This window comes from Ruegeria sp. CH8 (genome assembly GCF_056536985.1).
This window is the reverse complement of record NZ_JBQFQR010000010.1, coordinates 143,074-169,913: the sequence shown is the minus strand read 5'-3', so window position 1 is coordinate 169,913 and position 26,840 is coordinate 143,074. Positions and strand designations below refer to the sequence as shown.

At 57.5% G+C, this 26,840-nt stretch carries 20 protein-coding genes; 13 read left to right on the top strand and 7 right to left on the bottom strand.

The features are described 5' to 3' along the window. The 12 genes from ACR0ER_RS13330 to ACR0ER_RS13275 all read left to right on the top strand — a co-directional run bounded on the left by ACR0ER_RS13330 (position 1) and on the right by ACR0ER_RS13275 (position 16,505). A complete protein-coding gene (locus tag ACR0ER_RS13330; RefSeq protein ID WP_480769357.1) occupies positions 1-2,010 on the top strand; it encodes a dynamin family protein in 2,010 nt (669 codons plus the stop codon). A gap of 8 nt (positions 2,011-2,018) precedes the next feature. Further along, positions 2,019-3,749, top strand: coding sequence for a dynamin family protein (locus ACR0ER_RS13325; RefSeq protein ID WP_480769356.1), 1,731 nt, complete (start codon positions 2,019-2,021; stop codon positions 3,747-3,749). A gap of 22 nt (positions 3,750-3,771) precedes the next feature. Beyond that, entirely contained in the window at positions 3,772-4,173 is a 402-nt protein-coding gene (locus ACR0ER_RS13320) for a hypothetical protein (RefSeq protein WP_480769355.1), read from the top strand. A gap of 24 nt (positions 4,174-4,197) precedes the next feature. After that, complete coding sequence (locus ACR0ER_RS13315; protein ID WP_480769354.1) at positions 4,198-5,067, top strand: hypothetical protein; 870 nt, start codon at positions 4,198-4,200, stop codon at positions 5,065-5,067. 67 nt (positions 5,068-5,134) lie between these two features. Then, a complete protein-coding gene (locus ACR0ER_RS13310) occupies positions 5,135-7,177 on the top strand; it encodes a dynamin family protein (RefSeq protein ID WP_480769353.1) in 2,043 nt (680 codons plus the stop codon). Beyond that, complete coding sequence (locus ACR0ER_RS13305) at positions 7,174-8,460, top strand: dynamin family protein (RefSeq protein WP_480769352.1); 1,287 nt, start codon at positions 7,174-7,176, stop codon at positions 8,458-8,460. The genes ACR0ER_RS13310 and ACR0ER_RS13305 overlap by 4 nt, the downstream gene beginning before the upstream one ends. Before the next feature lie 338 nt (positions 8,461-8,798). Continuing rightward, positions 8,799-10,922, top strand: coding sequence for a serine/threonine protein kinase (locus tag ACR0ER_RS13300; RefSeq protein WP_480769351.1), 2,124 nt, complete (start codon positions 8,799-8,801; stop codon positions 10,920-10,922). Between the two features lie 176 nt (positions 10,923-11,098). Next, positions 11,099-12,130: an FHA domain-containing protein gene (locus ACR0ER_RS13295; RefSeq protein WP_480769350.1), complete on the top strand. Its 1,032-nt coding sequence runs from the start codon at positions 11,099-11,101 to the stop codon at positions 12,128-12,130. 3 nt (positions 12,131-12,133) lie between these two features. Further along, positions 12,134-12,919 carry a PP2C family protein-serine/threonine phosphatase gene (locus tag ACR0ER_RS13290; RefSeq protein ID WP_480769349.1) on the top strand — a complete coding sequence of 262 codons (786 nt, stop codon included), beginning with the start codon at positions 12,134-12,136 and terminating at the stop codon, positions 12,917-12,919. Between the two features lie 22 nt (positions 12,920-12,941). Continuing rightward, complete coding sequence (locus ACR0ER_RS13285) at positions 12,942-14,204, top strand: type 2 periplasmic-binding domain-containing protein (RefSeq protein ID WP_480769348.1); 1,263 nt, start codon at positions 12,942-12,944, stop codon at positions 14,202-14,204. A 44-nt stretch (positions 14,205-14,248) separates the two neighbouring features. Next, complete coding sequence (locus ACR0ER_RS13280; RefSeq protein ID WP_480769347.1) at positions 14,249-15,358, top strand: LysM peptidoglycan-binding domain-containing protein; 1,110 nt, start codon at positions 14,249-14,251, stop codon at positions 15,356-15,358. Positions 15,359-15,398: 40 nt separating this feature from the next. Next, the gene (locus ACR0ER_RS13275) at positions 15,399-16,505 is read left to right on the top strand and encodes a peptidoglycan-binding protein LysM (protein ID WP_480769346.1); all 1,107 of its coding nucleotides are present in this window, start codon (positions 15,399-15,401) and stop codon (positions 16,503-16,505) included. Between the two features lie 275 nt (positions 16,506-16,780). Here the strand turns inward: ACR0ER_RS13275 and ACR0ER_RS13270 are convergent, their stop codons facing one another. From ACR0ER_RS13270 to ACR0ER_RS13240, 7 genes are all read right to left on the bottom strand, one after another. Beyond that, positions 16,781-18,994 (bottom strand): NADP-dependent isocitrate dehydrogenase, encoded by a 2,214-nt coding sequence (locus ACR0ER_RS13270; protein WP_480769345.1) that lies wholly within the window; start codon positions 18,992-18,994, stop codon positions 16,781-16,783. Positions 18,995-19,219: 225 nt separating this feature from the next. Beyond that, entirely contained in the window at positions 19,220-20,245 is a 1,026-nt protein-coding gene (locus ACR0ER_RS13265) for a trans-3-hydroxy-L-proline dehydratase (protein ID WP_480769344.1), read from the bottom strand. 9 nt (positions 20,246-20,254) lie between these two features. Beyond that, positions 20,255-21,493 carry an NAD(P)/FAD-dependent oxidoreductase gene (locus tag ACR0ER_RS13260; RefSeq protein ID WP_480769343.1) on the bottom strand — a complete coding sequence of 413 codons (1,239 nt, stop codon included), beginning with the start codon at positions 21,491-21,493 and terminating at the stop codon, positions 20,255-20,257. Further along, positions 21,490-22,422, bottom strand: coding sequence for a 4-hydroxyproline epimerase (locus ACR0ER_RS13255; protein WP_480769342.1), 933 nt, complete (start codon positions 22,420-22,422; stop codon positions 21,490-21,492). The genes ACR0ER_RS13260 and ACR0ER_RS13255 overlap by 4 nt, the downstream gene beginning before the upstream one ends. Next, a complete protein-coding gene (locus tag ACR0ER_RS13250; protein ID WP_480769341.1) occupies positions 22,413-23,372 on the bottom strand; it encodes a dihydrodipicolinate synthase family protein in 960 nt (319 codons plus the stop codon). Before ACR0ER_RS13250 ends, ACR0ER_RS13255 begins: the two co-directional genes overlap by 10 nt. Positions 23,373-23,529: 157 nt before the next feature. Next, on the bottom strand, positions 23,530-24,588 hold the full coding sequence (locus ACR0ER_RS13245; RefSeq protein ID WP_480769340.1) for an ABC transporter ATP-binding protein: 1,059 nt from the start codon (positions 24,586-24,588) through the stop codon (positions 23,530-23,532). Then, positions 24,585-25,391 carry an IclR family transcriptional regulator gene (locus tag ACR0ER_RS13240; protein WP_480769369.1) on the bottom strand — a complete coding sequence of 269 codons (807 nt, stop codon included), beginning with the start codon at positions 25,389-25,391 and terminating at the stop codon, positions 24,585-24,587. The genes ACR0ER_RS13245 and ACR0ER_RS13240 overlap by 4 nt, the downstream gene beginning before the upstream one ends. A gap of 149 nt (positions 25,392-25,540) precedes the next feature. On the opposite strand from ACR0ER_RS13240, the gene ACR0ER_RS13235 reads away from it, so the two are divergent. Next, the gene (locus ACR0ER_RS13235) at positions 25,541-26,800 is read left to right on the top strand and encodes an ABC transporter substrate-binding protein (RefSeq protein ID WP_480769339.1); all 1,260 of its coding nucleotides are present in this window, start codon (positions 25,541-25,543) and stop codon (positions 26,798-26,800) included. Positions 26,801-26,840: the final 40 nt, after the last annotated feature.

The following is a 26,840-nucleotide window of genomic DNA, read 5'->3' as shown; positions in this document are numbered from 1 at the left end:
ATGGCCCGCAACGATCACCTTCTGTCCGTAGGGAACGAAGCCCTGACGCCAATGACGTCGGCCATGACCGCGTTGTCGACTCAGATTGACCAACTGACAGAGGTGGCAGACGCGCGGTCCTCGGCGCGGCTGGCGACACTTAGGACGCGTATGGAAAACTTTACGGCCAGCGTGACACTGGTCGGGCAGGTTAAGGCTGGCAAGTCTTCGATCGTGAACATTCTGGCCGGGCGCCCTGCCCTGTTGCCCTCGGATGTGAACCCGTGGACCTCGGTGGTGACGACGCTGAACATCAACACCCGCACCGAAGGCGACAAAAAAGCCAAATTCACCTTTTTCGAACAGGAAGAGTGGGACAATCTTATGGTTGGCGGTGGCCGTCTGGGCGAACTGGCCAACCGGGCCGGTGCTGATGACGAGATGGAGGACATCCGCCGTCAGATCGGTGAGATGAAGGCCAAGTCCGAAGCGCGTCTGGGTCAGCATTTCGACCTGATTCTGGGGCAAAGCCACCAGTATGATTATTTCGACGACGAATTGATCCAACGCTATGTCTGTCTGGGCGATGAAGACGATCCGGATATCAACCCCAAGACCGGGCGTTTTGCTGACGTCACCAAATCGGCGGAACTGTTCATGGACATTCCGCAATACCCGATCTCGCTGAAACTCTGCGACACGCCCGGTGTGAACGATACCTTCATGGTGCGCGAGCAGATCACCCTGCGCAGCCTGCGTGGGTCCGAGGTTTGCGTTGTGGTTCTGGCGGCCAGCCAGGCGCTGACCACGATGGACATGGCACTGATGCGGATCATTGCGCAGTTCGAAAACCGCCAGATCATTCTGTTCGTGAACCGGATCGACGAATTGTCCGATCCGGTGAGCCAGGTGCCAGAGATTCGCGACCGGATTCAGGATACGCTGAAGCAGAACAACATTGACACCAATACCAGCGTTGTATTCGGCAGCGCCCTCTGGGCCGAGGCAGCCCTGACCGGCAACCCCGACATCCTGTCCGAGGAATCGCGCGAGGCCCTGAACACCTTCTATCTGGCCGCCGGGTTTGGCGATCAGGCCCCGTCGCTCGATAAAATCTGGGCGCTGTCGGGCTTGCCTGACCTGCTCCTGGCGATGAATGAACGCATCGCCGAGGGAGCGGGCACCCGGTTGTTGGACAGGGTGCGCCACCGGGCACGCAACATCGCAAGTCAAATTCGTGCAACCGCAGTAGCCAAGAACCTGTCTGACGGTCAGGGCGTCGTGCGAGATCTGGACGGTGCGTCACCGGAAGAAGCAATCGCCAAGGTTATCGAGGAGTATGAGAAAAAGGCCGCTGATTTGACGACGTCGTTGCGCGACAAAGTGTTGGAGCGCTTGAATTCGGCCGAGTCAAATTTTGTCAAACGAGCAACGGACTCCTTGATTTCCCATCTTGAGCAGAACGGCGAGCAAGGCACATGGCAATACGACCCGGCGGGCCTGCGGACCCTTCAAAAGGCGGCCTATTTCAGCTTTGCCCGCGCTATGCGCAAAGACGCCGGAGCACTATACAATTCCGCCGCGGCAGACGTTCAGGCGTTGTATCAAAAGCTTCTGGGCAACCATTTGGGCGAGTTCAGCATCGAAGCCCCCATTGTGCCTCGTGTGCCGCCGCCACTGGGTATCGGCCGCACCATCGCACTGGATTTGCAAAGCACGTGGTGGCGCCGGTGGTGGCAACGCCGAAAAGGGTTCGAGGCTTATGCCGCTGACTACACCCGCCTGATTGCGTCCGAGGCGAACTCGATCACAAAAGACCTGGAGGAAAACCAGGTCGCAGCGGTCCTGGAAAACGTTCGGGCTGGTTTGTCGGACTTCCTGCGCGAGCAGAAAGAAACTCTGCTGAACATTTCAGCTTCTGCCGACCAGAATCCAAACCAGGCGGCCCTGACGGCAGGTATGACCCCCAAGAAATCGCGCGACGACATCCTGGGTGACATCCTGAAAGATCTTAGTAACGAGGCAGCATAAGTAGCGATATGGCAAAAGATTCACAAACCCGCTTCGTCTCTCCTAAGGCATGGGAACGCATCGAAAAGTGGTCCCGACGCAAACCAATCTTTGCGTTGATGGGAGAGTTCAGTGCCGGGAAATCGACGCTGATGAACTTTTTGCTGCGCTCGCAAGCGTTGCCGACACAGGTCACCGCCACGCAGCTGCCGCCGGTCTGGTTCAGTTGGGGTAAAAAATCAGCCTATGTGCAAAGGCCTGACGGAACCCGCGAGAATATCACGCTGGATCAGCTGGAATCCGTTGGCGTCAATGACGCCCAGTTTGTTCGTATCTTTCTTGAGGCCGACATTCTGGAAGCGGTGGACCTGATCGACACCCCCGGCATCTCAGACCCGAAGATTTCAAGCGACGTCTGGCGTCGTGCAGTCGGGCAGGCCAACGGAGTTTTGTGGTGTACTCACGCAACCCAGGCCTGGCGCGAAACCGAGCGTGCGACATGGGTGTCTCTGCCGGAACGGCTGCAGCACAACTCTCTGCTGTTGGTAACCCGAGCCGACGTGCTGGGTCCCAAAGACCGTCAAAAGGTTCTGCGGCGGGTCAACCGCGAAGCTGGCCATCTGTTCAACCGATCGATTCTGTTTTCAGCCCGTGATGCAATCACTGCGCGCGACAAGAGCGGAGATGCCGAGCTTTGGGCCCGCAGTGGCGGCGGTAAGATGGTCGACAGCTTCTTGCAGATCACCGAACAGATCATGGACAACCGCGCCGACATACTGACGCGTTATCAAATCGACAACGGCATGTCCGATGCTCCGCGCATTCAGCCAGTCCGTCCTAAACGAAAGGATGTACAGGCAGACGAACCAGCCCCGCTGAAACTGGTGAACCCTGTTGCCGAAATCGCCAAGGATGATGAAGTCGTCACAAGCTTTCCTGTCCGTCCTGCCCGTGTAGAGCGTCGCACCGAAGATCCTGTCCGCGAAGAACGCATTGACGCGGCGGAGGCCGGGCGCCTGCGCGCTGAAATGGAAGCTGAGACGCAAGTGCCAGAGCCCCAACCGGACATTGAAGGGGACGATCTGCGCGCCTTCTTCCGGGATACTGAAAGCAACAGCCTGAACCTGGCCGAATTCACGGACACAATGTCAGAGGAAGACTCGTTCGATTTGCTGCAAGAGGACGACCTCGAAGACGACGACGTCAATATCCTGGCTGATTCCGAACCAGTTGAGGCTTCGGAAAAGCCCGCCGCTGCACCCTCGGACCCTTTTATGGAGTCGTTGGAAGACAAGTTGGCAGACGCGCCGGAGCAGGCACAGGAATCAGTCGACGAGCCCGAAGAACAGCCGGCGGAAGTATCGGTGTCGTCAATTGCCGCTTTGTTGGCAGAACAGCCAAATGGCTCAGATGAGGAATACGAAACTGAGCCGGAATCCAGCGGCCTTGTGAACATGCAGGTTGTTCCGTTGTCAAACGGAGCCACTGCAGACGAGCCAGCCACGGGCAAAGACACAAGTGAAGAACTGGTGTTGGATGTTTCAGAGGGCACTCCGCTTAGCGCGGCAACAATGTGGCGGGACGTTACCGCAGATGAGAACTTGCCAGACGATGTCGAAGGCATGAAGAAAGTGTTCAGAGCGTTCCTTGAGGAATTCGACCAGATCGCAGCCGAGCATTTCGCGCGCTATGCTAAGACCCCCGCCCGCCCTATCCCCAACACCGCAGAAAACGGTGGCGCGGAGTTCCGCGTACTATGACCAAAACCTCAGGTAGCAAACGATGACGATCGAAGCCGCACTGAACGTCGCAATGGAAACCATACCCGACTGTATTGCAGCCGGGTATGTCGATATGGAAACAGGGATGTTGCTGGGGACCAACACCCTGGATCCTGACGCTGCGGACGTGCTGGACAGCCTGGCCCTGGCCGTGGCCAACCTGTTTCAAGGTCGCGGTGTCAAAGCCTTTGAAGAATTGCTTCAAAGGGCCGGTGCCCAAGAGAGCGACAATCCGGGATTTGGGGAAATCGCGGTGTTTTCGAATGACCGGTTGAATATCTTTCTGCGGACCCGGGAATATCCCGATCATGTGGTCTGCTACATCTGTCGCAGCAGCGCCAATGTCGGGTTGGCGCTGACCAAATCGCATCTTAGCCTGGGGCCCGTCGCGGCCGCAGTATAAACGGGGACCAGAGGGGGTCACTGCATGGTGGATACGAACATACTCGAGATGCTCGACGACATCGGGCGCTCGGCTGTGGCGCGCCTAAACCCGGCGGTCACGATTCCCGGGGAAACTGCCCGGGTTCGGCGCGAAAAGGTGTTGAATACCATTCGTGGCACTATTCTGCCGCGCCGGTTGGAATTTACCGCCGCCAATGGTGATTGCCTTGCCATCGAGGTCAACAGTTCCCGCATCACGGATGTGTTCAAGGTTCAATCCGGCATTGCTCCGGATTTCGAAACCGAACCTCGCGAGGAACTGGCTGATAAACTGGCAAAACTGGTGACCGACATTGCCGCCGCCCCCGGTCCATTGGAGTTGATTTCGCTACAACCCGACACCGCGCTTGAGGCCGACGATGTGGGCATTACCTTCAGCGAGATCGAAAGCGCATGCCAAAAGATCGAACTGCCTGCGGACCCGGTCATTTCCATTGTCCCGGATGAGCCCGAAGAAACCGCGCCCGCTGACGAAGCAGTAACGGAAGAACCCGCCGACTCGCTGGCGCAGCGGTTTTATGACGGTTCGGAAAGGTTTGCCCAGAGCCGGGTTCTGGCCCAAGCCACAGACGGGGCATCGTTGCGTATGGATGGTACCTTTGATGAGGGGGGGGCGCTGCACCCGAGTTCCGATCTGCTGGCCCGGTTCGCCAGTGACCTTGCGGGATGGGACAACGACACGGCCAACGTGATGGACCATCCGCAGTTGATTGTCATGCGCCCCTCGGGTGGCAAGGGCGCCGGGCTGGCCATTCTGAATGACGGTGAGAGTTTTTCAATCGCTGTACACGAGACTCGCAAGCTGGGTGCTGTTGTCAATTTGTGGGCCACTTTGAAAAGGCCAGACGGATGATTACTCCCCATTCGTTCAATTTTTCGATGAATTCGATCTGTGATTATGAGTTACCAGGGTAAGTTTTATGAGTGAAATCAATCGTCGCGAGTTAATCCGCATTGCCGAAGACATGAATGGGTCGTCTAATGACGAGACCCGCCAGTTCATCTCGCGCATTGTCGGAGATTTGACAAATCTGAAACCTTCGATCGCCTTTGTCGGGCAGATCAAGGCGGGTAAGTCCCGTCTGATCAACGGTTTCACCGGTCAGGCAGAATATCTGCCGTCAGATGTGAACCCCTGGACGACAGTGATCACCGACATGCATTTCGGCCACCCTTCTGGGCGGACCTCAGGGGCCGAATTCCATTTCTTCGACAACCGCCAGTGGCAGGCGCTGATCGCCGAAGGCGAAGAACTGCGCAACATGTTTCCCGATGACGAGGACAGCTATAAACGCGAGATGATCGAAGAGCAGGTCGAAGCGATGAAGACCCGCGCCAAACTGCGCTTGGGCGAAAGCTACAAACACCTGCTGGGGCAACATCACGACCTTGAAAAACTAACCTCGGACGATCTGGCGCGCTATGTCTGCGCCGGAGATGATCCAACCGAAGAAGGCGAACACGATCCGGGTTCGGATCGCGGCCTTTACAGCGACATCACCCGCAAGGCCGAGGTCTTTTTCGACATCGGTCATTTCCCGTTTCCGCTGACAGTGACAGACACGCCGGGCGTGAATGACCCGCTTTTAATCCGCGAAGAAATCTCACGTCAGTATCTTAAGGAATCCGATTTCTTTGTGGTTGTCCTATCCGCGCATCAGGCGTTGTCGCGGGCAGACCTGAAACTGTTCCGCCTGATGCAGGCGTTGGAATTGGGTCAGATCGTGGTGTTCATTAACCGAGTCGATGAACTGGGTGGTGGCGCAGAAGATGCTGGCAAAGTCCGGGCCGATGTTATGGAGGGTCTCGAGCAGGCCCTTGGGAACTCAAACATCGATGTTCTGATGGGTAGCGCACAATGGGCGCATTACGCATTGACGGGTGATGAAACCGGCATCAACCACGATGAAATTCTTGCTTGGCTGCGTGCACATCCAGAGCAGATGAAGCAATACCTGGATGGCGTGGAAGAGATCAAAAAGGGTCCGGGACCGATCAGCCGCGAAGGTGTGCTGCGGTTTGCCGCAATGATCGCCTCGGGTCTGCCAGACCTGCGTCGGCACGTCACAAATGCCCTGACCCAAGGACCTCGCAACGAGCATCTTCGGATGGCCTGGCAACATCTAAACACTTTCGCACAAGGCGACGTTGAGCGCAGCAGGGCACATCTGCGCGCTATCGAGGAGGAAAGCACTCCGAGCGCTGATAACGGGAGCGAAAACAACAAAACCCTGGCGGATCTACGCGCACTTGTTGCCGAGAAGACAGCTGGAATCGTCAACGACATGGATGATGTTCTGGCCAATCTGCGCGGCGTCATGGACGACACTGTTGCCGAGGCCGTGTCGGTCGTGGTGCGAGGTCCGAACGGAGATTCACCGTTGCTGGCAAAGGGCGGCGATACAGAGTTGAATTTCACGCCGCTGCGGGACCGCATGCGCGAGCTTGTACAGGGTGCGACTCAGGTCGTGCGCCAACGCATGCTGAGCGAACTGTATTCAGTCGACATGCAAAGCAACGCGGCCCTGCGCGCCCTGCCCGGCTGGCAAGATCCGACCGATAACCGGATGAACACCAGCGCAGTTCGGTGGTTCCGCCCGGATACAACGGCGCTGACCCGTGGCATCACTGTTGAATTGCGGGTCAGTTGGCTTTCTCGGCTCATTTCGCGCAAGAGCGTTGTCTCGCGGGCCGAACGCATGATTGTACAGGAATTCGAGATGATCGGCGACGATCTGGTAGACACCGCACGCGGTGATTTGCTTGAGCGTTTAAACACGGTTCTGGATCACTATCTGGCGCTGCTGGCCGGTCATCTTGAACATCGCGCCGGAAACGGTGAAACCAACGAGCGGGCAAAGGCACAGGCGGCCTTTGACAACGCGCAACGCATCGCCGAAGAATTGGGTGCCGTCTTTGGCTCGGATGACATAGACAAAAGATTAGCAGAGGCTGCGGAATGATCGAATTTCCCGGAACCGAACAGGAAGTAAGGCAACTAGAACGCTTTCTGACCGCGACCGAAAACCTGCCAAACGACACGGCACTGGACGAGATGCGCGAGCGCGCACTTGCCCATGCCGGACGGCTGTCCAACGCGGTCAATATCGGTTTTGCCGGGGAATTTGGGGCGGGTAAATCTAGCCTCGCCAACATGCTGGCCGGGGCGGATATTCTACCTACGGGACCACAGCACCTGAAACTGCCTTTGGTGATCGTGGCCTATTCCGACACGCCGGAAACCACCGTTGGCTGGTGGGACAAAGAACCCAAAGTCTATTCCGGTATTGCGTTGGAAAAAGCCGCCGCAGATGAACCTGACTTTATTTCCGTCGGGCTGAACACTCCTGCGCTGCAGGAGATTTCCTTGTTCGATCTGCCCGGAACCGGGGCGTTGGACGACACCTATAAAGAAACACTGGATCTGCTGAAATTTGTGGACTGCGCGATTTGGTGTACCAACGGCACCAACGCCTGGCGCGAGACCGAGCGTCATCTCTGGACGCGGGTGCCGCAAGAGCTGCGTACCAACAGTCTGCTGGCTGTGACCCACGCCGATCTGCCGCCGGTCCGAGACGCGCTTGACCGTGTTCTGTCACGCCTCAATAAGGAAAAGGGTGATCTATTCCGCTCGGTCGTGCCAATCGGCACCCCGGTTGCCGTGCGCGCAATGGCGCAAGAGCCCGAGCCGGATTTCGCTCTCTGGGAAACATGCGGAGGTCAGGATCTAGCTGAACAGGTCCTGCAGATTGCTTCCGACCGCCGGGTGGCTGACCTGGAGGCCGCGCGGGCCGATTTGAAAGAGGATTTCCTGCCGTTTTTGGAAACCATTGCTGGCCCTGAACTCGAGGCAACGCAATCGGACTCCATGTCCATGCACGCTACTTTGGAATCCGCGTTGCCACCGTTGGAAAATCCTATCCTCGAGGACTGGCTGGCCGCGATTGCCAGCATCTACGAAGATCTTCGTGAATCATCCGATATCGAACCTTCGGCATTCCTGCATGCCTGTCAGGAAATCGTCGAAGATTTTGCCGAACGTCTGGAACAAGGGCACGAGATTGACCCCAAGGCCGACTGGATACCCGGTGAATTCGAAAAGGCGACGGATCTTTTGTTGTTGCTTCAGTTCGAATCTGGTGAAGCGCCACTGAAGGACGCGGTTAGCATCCTTGCTCAGCTCAGCGACAATCTCGCATGGGCGGGCAGCCGGGTGGATTCGCTTCAGCCCAAGACCGGCACGTAGAAACCTTCTGTTAAGATTGCGCCGCATTGCGACGATTCGAACCTCGTGGAATCACGCTTTGAGTTTTTCGAGTCCGTTGACCAACCGGGGACAAACGACCGATGGCCTGCATTTTGTGCAGGCCTTTTTTCTGTATTTAGTATTCAGAAGGCATCATACGACCATATGTAGTTTGCTCTCGAAAACGGTCCATAGTGAAGCCATGAGGCGGCCCCAATAAAGTCAAATTTGAAACGTCTAACGGTCTCAAGTGTCCTGCGGTTGTGTTTGGTTGTGAGTTCGCGGGTAGATTTGCCCAGTTAAGAAAACCGCAAAACGATTAGAACGGGCGGAAAGAAATGAGCCACAACCAGGCGGTCGGTGCATCGCACGACGAACCGAAAATTGAAGGACTTCAACCCGGCGCCAAACTGTTGCACGGGCAGTATGAAATCCTGCGATACCTTAGCAATGGCGGCTTTGGGATAACTTATCTTGCACGCAACAGTCTGGACCGCGAGGTCGTAATCAAAGAGTGCTATCCAGGTGCGTTGTGCCAACGGAACGGCGACTTGGTCGACGCCACCAATCCGGATCACAAAGACGATCTGCGCGCGATCATCGAGCTGTTCATTCAAGAGGCGCGCAACCACGCACGTCTGGTTCATCCCAATATCGTCGACGTTCATCAGGTGTTCGAGGACAACGACACAGCCTATATCGCGATGGACTTCATCAAGGGCTGCGACCTGCTGGACTATGTCGAAAACGCCGACAACAAGACCGGCCCTGATTTCATCGTTCAGGTCACCGAAAAGATGCTGTCGGCCGTGTCGTTCATCCACCAGAGCGGCATGCTGCACCGGGACATCTCGCCCGACAATATCCTGATCGATGAAAACGGCGAGCCGATTCTGATCGACTTCGGTGCCGCGCGCGAGCAGGCCGCGAACCAGTCCGCTGCGTTGTTGACCCTGCGGGTGATCAAGGACGGGTACTCGCCCCATGAGTTCTACGTTCGCGGGGCCGATCAAGGACCCAGCAGCGACCTCTATGTGCTGGCCGCCACGTTGTACCACGCCATCAGCGGCGAGCGCCCGATTGACGGCCAGACCCGCCTGAGCGCCTTCAACAACAGTCAGGCAGACCCCTACACCCCGCTGGCCGGTCGGTTCAATGGTTATCCCGAAGGGTTCCTTGAGGCGATCGACAAAGCGATGGAGGTGCACGTCACCGACCGTCTGCAAAGCGCGCTGGACTGGCTGCGCATGTTCCGCGGTCCGGACGTCATGTTCGATACTTTTGCCTACCGTCCGGTCTCGGTCATCGTGGGCATGGACCGCAAAGATGAAGAGGCCGAAAAGGCCCGGATCAAGGCCGAAAGCGAGAACGCCGAAGCTGTGGTTACTGCCCTGCTGGCAGGCAACGCAGATCTTACACTTGGGAATGAAGACAAAGACGAAGATGAACTTGCCAAGTTCACATCCAAGGAAGACGCGGACACCGCAGTGGACACTGTAGTCAAGAGCGGTTCCGGTGGCAGTGGCAAGCTGCTTGCCGGTGCAGCTGTGGTCGCAGTTGGTCTTGCTGCGGGCGGTTATTTCCTGATGTCTGGTGACAAGTCCGAACCTGCTCAGGACGTTGCAGTTGCATCCGCACCTGCGGCGCAAGAAACGGAAGAACAGGTGGCAGAAAAGCCAGAACCTGTCGAGCAGGTCGCCACCGCAAGTATCACGCCGGACGAAGCTGATCCGGCACCCGAAAAGGCAGAACCAACTCAGGCGCCTGTCGAGCAGGCACAGGCCCAGACGACTGAAACAGAAGAGGCCCAAGCCCAAACAGTCGAAACCACACCTGCCCCCGTTGAAACCGCGATCCCGGCAGAGACACAGGTATCCTTTGCGCACTGGGATGTCGAAATTCCTTTCCAGACATCCAGACGGCGTGCGTCGACGGGCAGCATCATCGCAGTTACCGGTGTTGATCCGTCGCAGGACATGTCGGTGATCGGTGACTGGGTCAAACGCGGTGCTGCGATTTACACTCTGAATGGCGAACCCGTCCGCGAGAATGCAAGTTTTGCAGCACAGGTACTGGACGAACTCGCAATTGATCCCGACGGATACATCCGCGTAACGGCCCGTTATCGCCCACTTGGCAAAACTCTTGCCCAGAACGGCCTGCTGGCCCTGCCCGCCATCCGCATGGTCGGGCTGGAAAACGGCTATGGCTTCACTATCCGCAATGACGATGGGCAAAACTGGGCAACAGTCGTCACCACCGTCCCTGCCGAAGCAGCCGGAGACCTGCAGCGCGGCGATGTTTTGATCTCTGAAGCACAGACCGGCGCGGCCATTGATGGTCAGGAAAGCCTGGACGCCATGCTGGACGCTTTGGTCGCAGAAAAACAGGCACAGGCTCAACTGACTGTGATGCGCAATGGCGCTGAAACCGATGCCGTGATGCAGTTGGCGCAGGAGTAATCTGATCGGTTCGTATGTGATCTGCAGCTAGCGAATGCTGAGGGTGGCGCCCGGAAATCCGCCACTCTGACGAGGGTCGACTCGTCGCGAAAAAAGGACGGTTTGATTTCCAAAACAAAAGTGCCGTTGTGCCGATGCGCGCAGAGGCGAGTAGAAGCCCCACGGGACTCAGTTCTGTGAAAAGAAGCAAAGGTGTCGACACCATGTTCAAATACAAAAGCCCTCTCAGCCGGCTTCTCGAAGGTGCCGGCAAAGCCAAAGAAGCTGAAGCCAAAGTGGAAGAAGCCGCGCCCGAGGCCGAAAATCCCCAGCCGATTGCGGATTTCAACGCGCTGCGTGCCGCTCTGGGCGGTGGCAATATGTCCTCGACATCGGAAAGCTACGAAGATTCGGATGATCTGCTCCCTGAAGAAGAGATGCCCGAGTTTTCGGAAGACGAGACCGACACTGCGGAAGACGACGTTGTGATAACTGAGGTCGTCGCCGAAACTCAGGATAACATTTTCGAGGCCCCGGAAACTCAACCCGAGCCGGAAGAGCCGGTCGTGACGCTACACGTGGCCACTGCAGAAGAGTCCCTAGCAGAACAACCGGTTCAGGATGAACAGGTTGTTGAAGTGATCGTTGAAACGGTTGAACCCGCTCAACCCGAGCAGGTGGCAGAGGTCGAACCCGAAGCGAAGGCAGAGCCCGTAGCGGAAGTTCAGGCCGAACCGCAACAACCGGTGGCGGCTGCGGCCCCAGCGGAAGACCGTCGTGGTCGCGTCAAAACCACTTTCCTTGGCTTCGAACGCGCCGACACTCACGTTCAGGATCTGATCGAAACCTCTGAACCCGTTGCCAAAACGGAAACCGCGCAAGAAACCTTTCCTGTTGGTTGGTTGGTTGTAACCGCCGGACCGGGACGTGGATCGTGCATCACGTTGACCGAAGGCCTGATGCAGATTGGGCGCAATGATGATCAGGCCATACAACTGGACTTTGGTGACACAGGCATTTCGCGCAGCAGCCATGCGGTGATTGCCTATGATCCCGAGGATCGCAAATGCTACCTGGGTCACGGCGGCAAGGCCAATCTGGTGCGCCTGAACGGTAAGCCGGTGCTCAGCACCGTGGCTCTTTCCAGCGGCGACCTGATCCGCATCAGCGAAACCTCAATCCGTTTTGCTGCTTTCTGCGATGACGGCTTTGACTGGCGGGATGCCTGATAGATGCTGGCGCAACCGGCATATGATATTGCGCTGATCCTGGATCAGGGTCAGCGGGAGACACAAGAAGACGCGATTGCCGCGCGCATGTTCGATGCTGCCAATGCAGGCTACGTCGTAATTGCGGACGGCATGGGCGGGCACGCGGCCGGCGAGGTTGCTTCGGAATACGTGGTTTCATCCTGGCGCGAAGCTTTGGACACAGAGCTTGAGGATGCCCCCTTGTCCGAAGCGACAGCCATTGACGCGTTGCCATTGGCGGCGCTTCAGGCCAATGCTGCCATTGCACTTCACTGCGACGGCAAAGGCGACAATTTCAACATGGGATCGACCCTGTTGGGGCTGCTTTTGCTGGACAAGCGCGCATTCTGGATTTCGATCGGCGACAGCCCGTTGTACCTGTTCCGCGACGGGGTACTGCAGCAGATCAACGAAGACCACTCCATGGCTCCGGTGATCGACGCGCAGGTTGCCGAGGGCAATCTGACAGAAGTTGAAGCACAGGCCCATCCCGATCGTAACCAGCTGACATCGGTCATAATGGGGGGCCCGATCCCCAAGGTCGATTGCCCCGAAAAACCGTTGGAACTGACGGCTTCGGACTTGCTGATCCTGGGCAGCGACGGGCTGCAATATCTCAGCGATACGGAAATCGAGACCATTTTACAAAGCAACAAGCACGCTTTGGCGCAGGACGTCGCCGACGCGCTGTGGAAAGCCCTTCGGGCCAAAAACGACCCGGATCAGGACAATGCCTCGATTGGCGTTGTGAAACTTACAAAAAACTAACGAAGGCAAAGCTACAGGACTCATGAAACCCCATCTGTTCATATCCAGCCTGGCACTGGCTGCCGCAACCGGGGCCGCTTCGGCCCAAGAAGCGTGCTCCACCTACGAAATCCAGCGCGGCGACAGCCTGCGTGAGTTGGCAATTGAGGTGTACTCAACCGAAGACTTCCGCATCATCTTTGACGCCAACCGCGATGTGATTGGCAACAACCCGAACATCATCCGCGTTGGCGACGTCCTGACCATGCCCTGCCTTGAGGATATCGGACGCGCACCCGCCGCACCGCAAACCGAAGCCGAAGCGATGGCGGCGGAAATGGCTGCAGAATTGGTACAGGCCGCGGAGAAACGCGCTGAAAAAGCCATTGCTGAAGCCGAAGCCCGGGTTGCCGAAGCTGAAGCCGAAGCAAAAAAGGCCAGTGAAGACGCCGTGATCGCGGCCAAAGCCGATGCCAAGAAAGAGATCGAAGCCGCCCGCGCCGAAGGTGCGGCCCTGATCCGCAACGCCGATGAAGGCGAGCGTCCGGAAATCCGGGACCGTCAGTTGCTGCTGATCACCGGTGGCGACTATGCGCCGTTCACTGATGAGGCGCTGCCCAATCGCGGGCTTTATACCAATCTGGTGGAGACCGCGATGCTGCGGGCTGCACCTGAACAAGGCTATAAGATTCAGTTTGTCAACGACTGGTCGTCGCATCTGGACCTGTTGATGCCAACGCTGGCATTTGACGCCACGTTCCCATGGTCGCGCCCGAATTGCGAAGAGACTGCGGCACTGTCCGAGAAAGACCGCAAGCGCTGCGAAACCTACAACTTCTCGAACCCGTTCTACGAGGTTGTGGATACGTTCTTTGCCCGCGATGGTTCGGGCTATGAGCAGACTCTGACCTATGCCGACTTTGCAGGAACCACGATCTGCCGTCCCGAAGGCTGGTCGCTGTCGCATATGGATGCCGTGGGCCTTTATGAACCTGCAATCACTCTGATGCGCCCGGTTTCTCCGGATGAGTGCTTTCACGCAGTCATGGAAGGCACAGCAGATATCGTCGCGATCGAGGCCCATCTGGCCGTCGAGGCAATCGCACGTCTGGGCTATGAACATCGCATTATTGAAAACCCCAACCTGGCGGCAATCAAGTCGCTTAACGTCATGACCCACAAAGATAATCCGGATGGTGAAGCGATCCTTGAGACGTTGAACCAGGGTCTGGCGATCATGCAGCAATCCGGAGAATGGCGAGACATCGTCTCGACCGCCCTACGCTATCAAATGGAAAACGGCTGAAACACCAACAAGCCGCCTCAAATACTATCTGGAGAAACTAACTAATGTCTCAACTACAGCTCCATAACGTTGTGATGACCTCTGCTGCTGTCATCGCTCTAAGCGCCGGAGCCGCTGCCGCCCAGCAAGCGTGTGCGAATTATACCGTGGAAGATGGTGACACCATGGCATCCATCGCAATTGCTGCCTATGGCACATCGAACTACCAGCCAATCTTTAACGCCAACCGCGAAAATATCAGCAATCCGAACGCGTTGACTCCTGGGCTGTCTCTTGTGCTTCCCTGTGAAGACGGAAGCCTGCCGAACGGCCAAAGTGCACGCGACATTATCGAGGCACAACAGGAACGGTACGCCAATTCTTCGACTAATAGTGCGTTCAAGCAACCAATCAAACTGGTCACCGGCAACGGCTGGGCGCCCTTCGCGGACGAAACTCTGAACGGTGGTGGCTTTATCACTCGTCTGGGCACAACGACCCTGCAACGCGCTGGCAACAACGAGCAATACTCGATCAGCTTCGTCGACGACTGGAACTCGCACATCGAAACACTGTTGCCCTTGGGCGCGTTCGATATTTCGATGGCCTGGAATATCCCGGACTGCACCAACAGAAGCTATGAATGGTCCTGGGAAACCGAAGTTCGCTGCACCCAATTCCACGCATCGGCGCCGGTCTATGACATCGTTTTTGGTTTCTACAGCCTTCCCGAAAGCCAGTTCGCAAGCGCGACCAGCTTCGAGGATCTGCACGGTGCCACCATCTGCCGAATGGAAGGTTGGCCCTTGCACGATCTTGAACAGGAAGGTCTGCTTCGCGATGACACAATGACCGTGCTGCAACCCGCTACTGCGCGCGAATGCCTGGACGCGGTCATTACCGGTACGGCCGACGTCGCCACGTTCGAAGTACAGTTGTTCGCAGACGCCATGAGCCAAATGGGTTTGAACACTAACGACATCGTCGAAAACCCCTATGTCTCAACGCTGTCCGCACTTCGGTTCATCACCCACCGGTCCAATCCTCAGGGCAAAAAATACCTCGCCCTGATGAACAAAGGCCTGAACGAAATGCGCGAAACGGGGGAATGGTACGCCATCATCTCGGACACCCTGAATGAACACAACGAAAGACTGCTAGAAGCGATCAACTAAAACCTCAATTCCAAATTCCAACTTATGGGAGGAATAACAAATGCTTAATCAAAAACTAAACGCTAAAGTGATGACGGCTACGGCCGTCCTCACACTCACCGCAGGCGCAGCCGCAGCGCAGGAAGCCTGTACAAACTATACTGTCGAAGACGGCGACACGATGGCCACTATCGCAATCGCGGCCTATGGCACATCGAACTATCAGCCGATCTTCAACGCAAACCGCAACTTGATCACGAACCCCAACGACCTGGAGCCCGGCTTGGTTTTGGCACTGCCTTGTGAAGACGGCAGCCTGCCCAACGGCCAGTCCGCACAGGAAATTATCGCCGCAGAAGAAAAACGTGCGGCTAACGTCAAACGTTCCAACATTTACGCGCCGCCGATCAAGCTTGTGGCCGGGAACGGATGGGAACCGTTTACAACTGAATCGTTGAACGGTGGCGGGATTATGACCCGTTTGGCAACAACCAGCCTTCAACGTGCGGGCAACCAACGCGACTATTCAGTCAGCTTCGTTGACGACTGGTCATCGCACCTCGACACCCTTTTGCCGCTCGGTGCGTTCGATATCTCGATCGCATGGACGCTGCCAGATTGTACCAACCGCACATATGAATGGTCGGAAGCAACCAAATCCCGTTGTACGGAGTTTGTTGCCACTGTTCCGGTCTACGATGTTGTCGGTGGGTTTTTCACTCTGCCCGAAAGCGAATACACAAACGCGACAACCTTTGCAGATTTTGAAGGTGCAACCCTGTGCCGTATGTCCGGCTGGAGCATGGTTGTACTGGAGGAAGTCGGCCTGAACAGCAAAAACCTGAATCTGGTCCACCCCAACTCGGCGCGTGAGTGCCTTGATGCTGTATTGACCGGTTCAGCTGATGTGGCCGCTTTTGAAGTGGAACTGTTTGCGGCAACAATGAATGACATGGGCCTGACCTCTCAGGAAATCGTTGAAAACCCCTATGTATCCACATTGTCGTCGATGAGCTTCCTTGCGCACCGTTCGAACCCGTTCGCGCGTGAGTATGTTGCGATGATGAACAAGGGTCTGAACGAAATGCGTGAATCCGGCGAATGGTACGCGATCATTTCCGATACCCTGCGTGAGCAGAACGAAAAACTGAACGCAGCGTCGAACTGATCCCTCGGTTCACCTGACAACTAAGGGGCTGGTCTCAGGACCGGCCTCTTTTTTGTCCGGAATCTTCTGAGTCCGTGATTTGGTCAGCAGTAACTACGGGAAACCCCTAATACCCGGAAAAATCCAAAGTGATAGTCTGGATGTAACTATACCGGTGAGGCCCAGCCTCCCCACTCACTCAAAAAGGGGCTGACTTTGGGGGTCAGCTCCTTTTTCTATTCAACACTCTGATCTGAAACGAAAAAAGCCACGCCTTTCGGCGTGGCCTTGATGTATCAGCCGATGATCGCGTTCAGAGTCGCGCTGGGGCGCATCACAGCTGCAGTCTTGGCGGGGTCGGTGTGGTAGTACCCGCCCAAATCAGCAGGCGCGCCTTGTGCAGCGGCCAGTTCACCCAGGATCTGACCTTCCTTGTCGGCCAGTTCCTTAGCGATGGGCGCGAACTCAGCAGCCAGTTCCGCATCGTCGCTTTGCGCTGCCAGAGCCTCGGCCCAGTAGCGCGCAAACCAGTAGTGGCTGTCACGGTTGTCGGGCTGGCCAACCTTGCGGCTGGGCGAGCGGTTGTTGTCCAGAATGCCCTGCGTTGCGGCCTCGGCCGCGGCACCCAGAACACCAGCTTTGGCGTTGCCCTTGCTGTCGGCCAGAAAGTTCAGCGATTCACCCAGCGCGCAGAACTCACCCATCGAGTCCCAGCGCAGGTGGCTTTCCTCGACCAGTTGCTGCACGTGCTTCGGCGCCGAACCACCAGCACCGGTTTCGAACAGACCGCCACCATTCATCAGTTTGACGATGGAGAGCATCTTGGCCGAGGTGCCCAGTTCCAGGATCGGGAACAGATCGGTCAGGTAGTCCCGCAGCACGTTGCCGGTGATCGCGATCGAGTCATTGCCCGCCGTGATGGTTTCCAGCGACTGACGGGTCGCTTCACGTGGCGCCATGATTTGGAACTTGTCGGCCACGCCAGCGGCCTCAAGCGCTGGTTTGACGTATTTGATCAGCTCAGCGTCATGGGCGCGGTTTGCGTCCAACCAGAAGATCGCCTCGGACCCGGTCAGGCGCTGACGGTCCATCGCCAGCTGAATCCAGTTCTCGATCGGCGCCTTTTTAACGGTGCAGGACCGCCAGATATCACCCTTTTCAACATCATGGCTGAGCAATGTCTCGCCATTGGCCAGAACGATACGGATAGCCCCGTCGGCAGGCGCCTGGAAGGTGGTCGGGTGCGAACCGTATTCCTCGGCCTTCTGTGCCATCAGGCCGACGTTGGCGACGGCACCGGCGGTGGCGGGGTTCAGCGCGCCATTGGCTTTGAAAAAGTTAATGGTCTCGTCATAGACACCGGCATAGCAGCGGTCGGGGATCACACAGTTGGTATCGCCCTTGGCCCCGGTTTCATCCCAGCCCTTACCGCCCGCACGGATCACGGCAGGCATCGAGGCGTCGATGATCACGTCCGACGGCACGTGCAGGTTGGTGATGCCCTTGTCGCTATCGACCATATACATCGACGGACGGTCGCCTTTCAGCGCGTCGATGGCGGCCACGATCTCGGCGTTGTCCTTGACGCGGTCCAGCAGGTCACCCAGACCCGAATTCGGGTTCACACCCAGCGCGTCCAGCTCGGCGCCGAATTTCTCGAACACCGGGGCCAGCCACGCTTTGACTGCATAGCCAAAGATGATCGGGTCCGACACTTTCATCATGGTCGCTTTCATGTGCAGCGAGAACATGGTGCCATCTTTCTTGGTGTCTTCGATGGCTTCAGCCAGGAACGCAGACAAAGCTTTAACCGACATGAAGGTCGCGTCAGCCACAGTGCCTTCGTCCAGCGTCCAGCCGTCTTTCAGAACGGTCACGCTGCCGTCTTTACCGACGAATTCGATTTTTGCATCGCCAGCTTGCGCAGCGGTGATGGTGGCCGATTTTTCGTTTGCGTAGAAATCGTTATCCGACATCGACGAGACTTTGGTCTGGCTGGACGAGGCCCATTCACCCATCGAGTGTGGGTTTTTCTGAGCGTAGTTTTTCACAGCCTTTGCCGCCCGGCGGTCGCTGTTGCCTTCGCGCAGAACCGGGTTTACGGCTGAACCTTTGATGGCATCGTAACGCGCACGCACAACTTTTTCGGCATCGTTTGCGGGCTCTTCAGGATAGTTCGGGATGTCGTAGCCCTGTGCCTGCAGTTCTTCGATCGCCGCCACCAGCTGTGGGACCGAGGCCGAGATGTTCGGCAGTTTGATCACGTTGGCCTCGGGCGTTTTCACTAGTTCACCCAGTGCCGCCAGATCGTCAGTGATGCGCTGTGCGTCGGTCAGGTTCTCCGGGAAGGTCGCCAGAATACGGCCCGCTAGCGAAATATCCTTGGTGCCAACGCTGACACCCGCGGCGCCAGCGAACTTGCGAATGATGGGCAGGAAGGACGCGCTGGCCAGTTCGGGCGCTTCGTCTACAATGGTATACAATATATCGAAGTTCGATTTTTCTGCCATATTCTTTTACCTTTTTTAAGCCTTTCGGGGCGTGCGATCCAAGAGTGTGCCACTTGTGCGTGGCGCGGATGGGGCGCGAGAATCCTGCTGCCCCAATGGTGACTCTGATTTGACAGGGCCTCCCATAGAACAGGTTGGGTTTCGGATCAATCCTTTAGAGGGGGTGCAAATTGACACGGGGTCGGGAAAACGGGAATTCGCCCAATATTCGTGCGCAGTTTTTCGTCAAACGCCCCACGTATCGCTCAGCCGATACCCGCCGGGCCAGGGGTCGTCCGGGTCCAACATATGCTGATGCGAGCCAGTGATCCAACCTCGCCCGCTGATTTCGGGGATGATGGCTGCCCGGTCACCGACACGGGCCTCTTCCACTATCATTCCCGTGAAGCGGGACCCGATGATTGAGACCGCCTCAAAGGTCTGCCCAATCTTCATCTGGCCATTCGCCGACATCAGCGCCATACGTGCCGAGACTGCGGTTCCAGTTGGAGATCGGTCAACCTTGCCCGGTTGGATGGCGACTGCGGATTTGCCCGTCAGGCCGGTTTCGGTTTTCTCAAGCGGCCCGCAGAACGCACAGAATGAAATGTGGTCCCAATCCGGATTCTCGGGATGCGTAAATCCAAGCTGTTCATTGGCTGCGTTGGTGATGGCCACACCCATGCGAGCGATGTCGCGGGCTTCGTCTTCGACGATCTCAAATCCTAATGCGGCCGCATCGACTACCGCGAAACTGTCCCCGCCATAGGCCGTGTCAACGGTCAGCGTGCCGATGCCTGCAACCTCCAACGGAACAGATATCTTATCGGCAAAACTGGGCAGGTTCTGCACAAAAATACGCTCGGCCTTGCCGTTTCGGCATTCGGCCCGGACCTTGACCAACCCACCCGGGGCCTCAAGCGTCATGAGGGTCTCGGGTTCTTGCATCGGGATGATGCCGCCGTCCAACAGAACGGTGGACACGCAGATCGAGTTCGAACCGGACATGGGCGGCGTGTCTTCGGGCTCCATGATGATAAAGGCCGCTTCCGCATCGGGATGTTGCGGCGGCACCAAAAGGTTGACGTGCCGGAACACACCGCCGCGCGGCTCGTTCAGTACAAAATTTCGCAGGGTCTGGTCCTGCGCGATGAAGGCGCGTTGATCCCATATGGTTTCTCCGGGCGGCGGCTGAACACCCCCGACGATCACATCACCCACCTCGCCTTCGGCATGAGCCGAGATCACATGAATGGTTTTGCTGCTGCGCATGTTCTGTCCTCAAAAGCGGGTGGCCGAGAAGGGCGTCAGGGAAATCTGGGCGGGCTGTTCGTCAATCAGAGCGCCGACAAGTTCGGCGGTTCCTGCCGATTGCGTCAGGCCTAAATGGCCGTGCCCAAACGCATAAATCACGTCCCTTGAGCGCTGCGAGGCCCCGATCACCGGCAGGCTATCGGGCAACGACGGGCGGAACCCCATCCATTGTTTGCCCCCCTCGGTATTCAAACCCGGTAGAAACTGCGTCGCCTTTTGCAACAGCGTATCGGCCCGTTTGAAGTTCGGGGGAAGTTCCAGACCGCCCAGTTCAACCGCACCGCCGATCCGGACGCCACCGTTGATCCGGCTGGCCACAAAACCGTGGCGCGAGAATGTCAGGTGCATCCGCAGATCAAAAGCGCCCTCGGGAAGGGTTGTGTTATAGCCGCGTTCGGTTTCCAGCGGGATGTGATCGCCGAGTGTCCGCGCAAGGTGATGAGACCACGCCCCGGCGCACAGGACGACCTTGTCCGCCTCGACCTCACGGTCTGCCAACGTAATCCTCACACCATTGTCTATCGGAGTCAGTGTACGAATTTCTTGACGTTCAAGCAGGCCACCTCGGTCAAGGAAAGCCTGCGCCAGATGCTCGACCCATTTCTTCGGGTCGACGGTGTTGATCCAGTTCGGCGTGATACCGGCATGGGTGAAACGGGGACTGAGGCCAGGCTGTCGTTCGGCAATCGCCTCACGGCTTTCCAGCAATTCAAAGTCTATTCCATGCTGGCGGCGTAGGTCCCATGTGGGCAGGCTTGCGCGGTACTCGGCCTCGCTTTCGTAAAGCTGCATCTGCCCGTCGCGTTGCAACATCGCCTCGCCATCTACCGATGTACTCAGCCGCGTTAGAGCGGCACTGGACAGTTCCATCAGGCTGGCTTGGGCGCGCAGGAGGTCCTTGTAACGGCTCGGGCGGCTGGCCCGCCAGAACCGGTACATCCACGGCGCGATCTTCAAGGCATAGGCGGGCGGAATGGACAGCGGTCCCAATGGGTCCAGCAGCCATTTTGGTGCCTTTTTCATGATGCCGGGGGTTGCCAGCGGTTCCACCTCGGAAAAGGCAAAAGCGCCGGCGTTTCCGGCCGAGGCCTGCGAGGCGATACCTACTCGATCCAGCACCAGAACGGAATGGCCCCGGCGCTGCAGCTCCAGCGCCGTTGTGATGCCGATGATACCGGCGCCGATCACAACGACCTGTTTGGTCATAGTTCTATGCCCTCTTTGAATGGGTCAGTGTCGTCAAAGATCAGGGTCGCCTCGGCCATGATATGAGCCTGCCCGGTGATCGAGGGGATAACCCCTCCGTTCAGGCCCGGCTGATAGGACAGACGATAGGCGCTGCCGATGACGCTGTGCTGGACGATTTCCTCACCGGGGGACAACGCGCCGTCCGCGGCCAGACAGGCCAACCGCGCTGAACTGCCGGTGCCACAGGGTGAACGGTCATAATTGTCGTCCGGGCACAGCACAAAGTTGCGGCTGTGGACCGCTGGGTCGGGCGAAGCGTCCTGAAAGATTACGTGGTCGATTGGTTCACCCTGTTCTCCGCCGATGCCTTGCGCGATCGAGGCCTTACGGATCGCAACTGTCATATCGGTCAACTGCCGGATATTCCCGGTTTCGACGGGTATCGGGCTGGGATCGACGATGAAGAACCAGTTCCCGCCATAAGCAATATCCCCGGTCACTGTGCCATAGCCCTGCACATCCAGTGTCACACTAGAGTGGACCCGGCGGCTTTCGATATTCGTGACGGTGACGGTGTTGGAGTCATGAAGTTCAACCGTAACAACTCCGGCGGGCGTTTCGATCTTGTGTCGACCGACGTTGATCCGCCCCAGATGCGCCAGTATTACCGTCAGACCGATGGTGCCGTGGCCGCACATGCCCAGCACGGCGTCCACGTCGAAATAGATCACGCCTGTCACGCAGGATGGATCAACCGGTTCAACGAGCAGCGCGCCCACCATGGCAGGCTGGCCGCGTGGTTCCAGCATGATAGACCGGTAAAACCCCTCATGTTCAGTCGCCAGCCTGCGGGCGCGTTCGGCCAAGGGGCCAGAACCCAGATCCGGCGCGCCGTCGAGGATGACCCGCGTCGGCTCACCCCCGGTATGGCTGTCGATCACATGCATTCTGCGATCACTCCGCCCTGTTTGGACCAATCTGCGAACCATGTGCGGAACAGGCCGTATTGCTGTTCGCAATAGTTGCGCTGCGCATCGTTCAACTCATCCGTTTCGTTGAAGTGCAGACGGTATTCCTGTTCGCCGTTCAGCACCAGAAGATGCTTGTAATACAGCACCAAATCAGAGCCTTCGTCAAAGCTGGAAAGCACCTGGATCGCCTCGGTCAGTTCCTGCGCCCGCTGGCGCGCCTCGGCACTCCCCTGCGCCGCCTTTTTGGAAAGGGACGCTAGCAAAAGGGCCTCACGCGGCAGAGCAGTGCCGATACCGGTGATCGACCCGGTTGCACCGCAGTTGACGAAACCGTGGTAGACCTCGGTATCGACGCCCACCATCAGGGTCACCTGGTCGTCCTGGCTGGTGATGTTCTCCGCCGCATAGCGCAGGTCATCCTTACCACCGAATTCCTTGAAGCCGATCAGGTTGGAATGCTCGGCCCTTAGGGCAAAGAACAGATCGGCGCGTGTGGCAAAGCCGTAATAGGGGCTGTTGTATATGATCGCAGGCACATCTGGCGCAGCCGACAAGATCGCTTTGAAATGGTTCTTTTGCGCCGCCGGGGACGTGCCGCGCGACAACACGCGCGGGATCACCATCAGGCCCACCGCCCCGACTTTCTGCGCGTGGGCTGCATGGGCCACGGCGGACTTGGTGTTGATAGCCCCTGTGCCGACCACAACGGGCAATCCGGCAGCGGCCAGACGCTCGACACCTTCCATCCGCTGCTCATCCGTCAGCAGCGGCCAATCACCCATCGATCCGCAATAAACCACCGCCGACATGCCCGCGTCGATCATCTGTTTCCCTTTGCGCACCAACGCATCAAAATCCGGGGTGCGATCCGCCTTACAGGGGGTCATGAGCGCAGGCATGGTGCCGGTGAAAACATTGGTCGACATCGGATCTATCCTTTGAAAATGCAGGGTCAGGACGGGCGGAATGGGCCCTTTCAAATCGCCATAACGGATATTGGATACAAAATCCAGAACAAATGAAGCCAATAAAACGCGCCAGACCACAGGATCGGCGCGTTTCGTTTGGGGTGCTGTGCGATGGTTACCGGAACCGCTGACCGGTCGCTGGATCGAACAGCATCACGCGTTCCGGACGAACAACAAGTCCGATCCGCTCTCCTTGCTTGCTGCGCTGGTCTTCACGCTCTTCGACGATCAGTTTGTCGCCATTCGGCGTTAGCAGGTATGAATAGCTCACCCCGCCTAACGCCTCGGTCAGATCAACGGTGCAGGTGTCGCCCGTTCGGTCGACCTCAATATGTTCCGGGCGGATACCCAGCGTGACCTTGTTCAGCTCCGCTGGCACATTGGCCGCCACGTCGAGCGGCGCGCCAAGTGCCGGGTGTGAGACCTTGCCGTCGGCATAGTCGCACTCAAGGAAATTCATCGCCGGAGAGCCAATGAATCCCGCCACAAACCGGTTGTCCGGATCACGATACAAGTCCATCGGCGCACCGACTTGTTCGATCCGTCCATCCCGCAGCACCACGATCTTGTCGGCCATGGTCATCGCCTCAACCTGATCATGGGTCACATAGATCATTGTCGCGCCGATTTCATTGTGCAGCCGCGCAATCTCGACCCGCATCTCGACGCGCAACTCAGCGTCGAGGTTGGACAGAGGTTCGTCGAACAGAAACACCTCGGGGCCGCGCACGATGGCCCGCCCGATGGCTACACGCTGACGCTGACCACCTGACAAGGCCTTGGGCTTACGCTTGAGATATTGGTCCAGCTTCAGGATATTCGACGCCTGCTGTACCTTCTGGTCGATCTCAGATTTGGCCACGCCGTTCATGCGCAGGCCAAAACCCATATTCTCGGCCACAGTCATATGCGGGTACAGCGCATAGGTCTGGAACACCATCGCGACGCCGCGCTTGGCAGGGTCCACATGGGTCACGTCGCGTGCACCGATTTGGATCTGTCCTTCGGTGGTTTCCTCAAGCCCAGCGATCATCCGCAGCAGAGTAGATTTGCCGCAGCCCGAGGGGCCAACGAAGACGCAAAACTCCCCGTCCTCGATTTCCAGATCAATACCGTGAATTACCTGCGTCTCGCCATATCGCTTGATCGCCTGATTCAGAGTCACACCCGTCATGTCGCTTGCATCCTGTCTGTTTCAGCGCTTGGACGGGTCTCGGGGAACCGCCAGGCCTGTGCTTCGGCTCCGATCTGTTCGGCCACGCGGCGAACTCGGGGAACCCAGGTTTCCAATTGTTCGAAATTCATTCGTTCGGTCGATCCGGTCACAGATATCGCCCCCAGCATTCGCCCGCCCGAGGTCAGGATGGGGCAGGCAATGCAGATGATGCCGGGCTCATGCTCTTCGTCGTCGACGGCATAGCCGCGGCTGCGGATCAATTCTAGGTCAGCGCGCAGTGCCGCCTCAGAGGTCAACGTCTTGTCGGTAAACCGGTGATAGCTTTGCTGCGACACCGCGCGATCCAGCGCCGCCTCATCCAGAAAAGCCATCATCGCCTTGCCGACACCGGTGCAATAGGCCGGACCAACCTTGCCGGCCTGCGAATACATCTCGATAGGTTGGGCGGCGTTGCGCTTGTCGACATACAGCACTTGGCTGGAATCAAGCTGCGCCAGATGCACCGTTTCCCCGGTCTCTCGGCTGAGGGCATCCAAAAACGGCCGCGCAATCGGCGCCAGTGAGCTTTGCGTCCACGCTGCATGGGCTAGTCGCACTAGCCGCAATCCCGGCGTATAGGTCTGCCGCTCAGGATCATAAGACAGCATCCCCTGATTGGTCAGCGTCTGCAGGAACCGATACAGCGTCGCCTTGGGAAAATCACTGCTCTCCAGCAATTCCGCGAATCGGACCGGGCGGGCGAAAGCCGCCACCTGATCCAACACGTCACATGCTTTTCCTATTGTTCCGTCACCAGCCACGGGCGCCTGTTCTCCTCCCATTAACCCACCGCCATCCTCACGAGGGTCTTGACAAGACTAACCGAGTCGATGTGTAGTTTTCAATATGTAAAACACGGTTTCATTATTTGGAACTCAAAAGCTACAAATGGAAGCTAAGGGAGGAAACCATGCATTCCATGTTCAAGCGCACAGCGGCGGCGCTGGCGGCCAGTGTGGCACTTGCTGCGCCTGTTGCGGCCGAACTTACCGGCGAGCTGAGGATCTTTCTCGATACATCGAACCCGGCGCCGCGCGCGACGATGGAAGCGATGATCGAGCGGTTCGCGGCCAAACACCCAGGGTTGGAGATCGAAACAACGGTGATCGACCGCGAGGCCTACAAGACGCAAATCCGCAACTTCCTGACTGCGGATACGCCGGACGTCGCCAACTGGTACGCAGCCAACCGGATGAAACCTTATGTCGAGGCTGGCCTGTTCGAAGACGTCTCGGATCTTTGGGCCGAACCCGAGATTGCCGACAACCTCGCTTCGACCAAAGGCGCGATGACCATCGACGGCAAGCAATGGGGCGTGCCCTATACCTATTACCAATGGGGGGTTTATTACCGCAAAGACATCTTTGACGAGTTGGGCCTGACCGAGCCGACGACTTGGGAAGAGGAACTGGCCAACTGCCAGAAGATCGTCGATTCTGGCCGCGCCTGCTACACCATCGGCACCAAGTTCCTATGGACCGCTGGTGGTTGGTTCGACTATCTGAACATGCGTACCAATGGCTTTGATTTCCACAACCAGCTCGCCAATGGCGAAATCAGTTGGGAGGACGACCGAGTCAAGCAGACCTTCGCCAACTGGAAACAGCTGATCGACATGGGCGCGTTCATCGACAACCACCAAACCTACAGCTGGCAAGAGGCCCTGCCCTTCATGGTCAACGGCGATGCCACGGCTTACCTGATGGGCAACTTTGCAGTGGCCCCCCTACGTGAGGCTGGTCTGACTGATGATCAACTGGACTTTTATCAGTTCGTCGCCATCAACCCCGACGTTGAACTGGCCGAAGACGCGCCAACCGATACTTTCCACATTCCGACAAACGCTTCGAATAAAGAAGCCGCACGCGAATTCCTGCGTTTTGTCGTCTCGGCAGACGAACAGACCGAGATCAACAATGGCGCGAACCTCGGTCAGCTGCCGGTAAACGCGCAGTCTAAGGTGGATGATGACAAGTTCCTGCAACAGGGCTTTGAGATGCTCTCGTCCAACAGCCCCGGCGGTGTCGCCCAGTTCTGGGACCGCGACGCACCCGCCGAAATGGCCAAAGTTTCGATGGAAGGCTTCCAAGAATTCATGGTCAAGCCAGACAATCTGGATCGCATCCTGTCCAAACTGGAACGTGCACGCCAGCGTATCTACGAGAACTAAACCGGTCAGGCCGGGCCCAAGCCCGGCCTGTACCTAATCC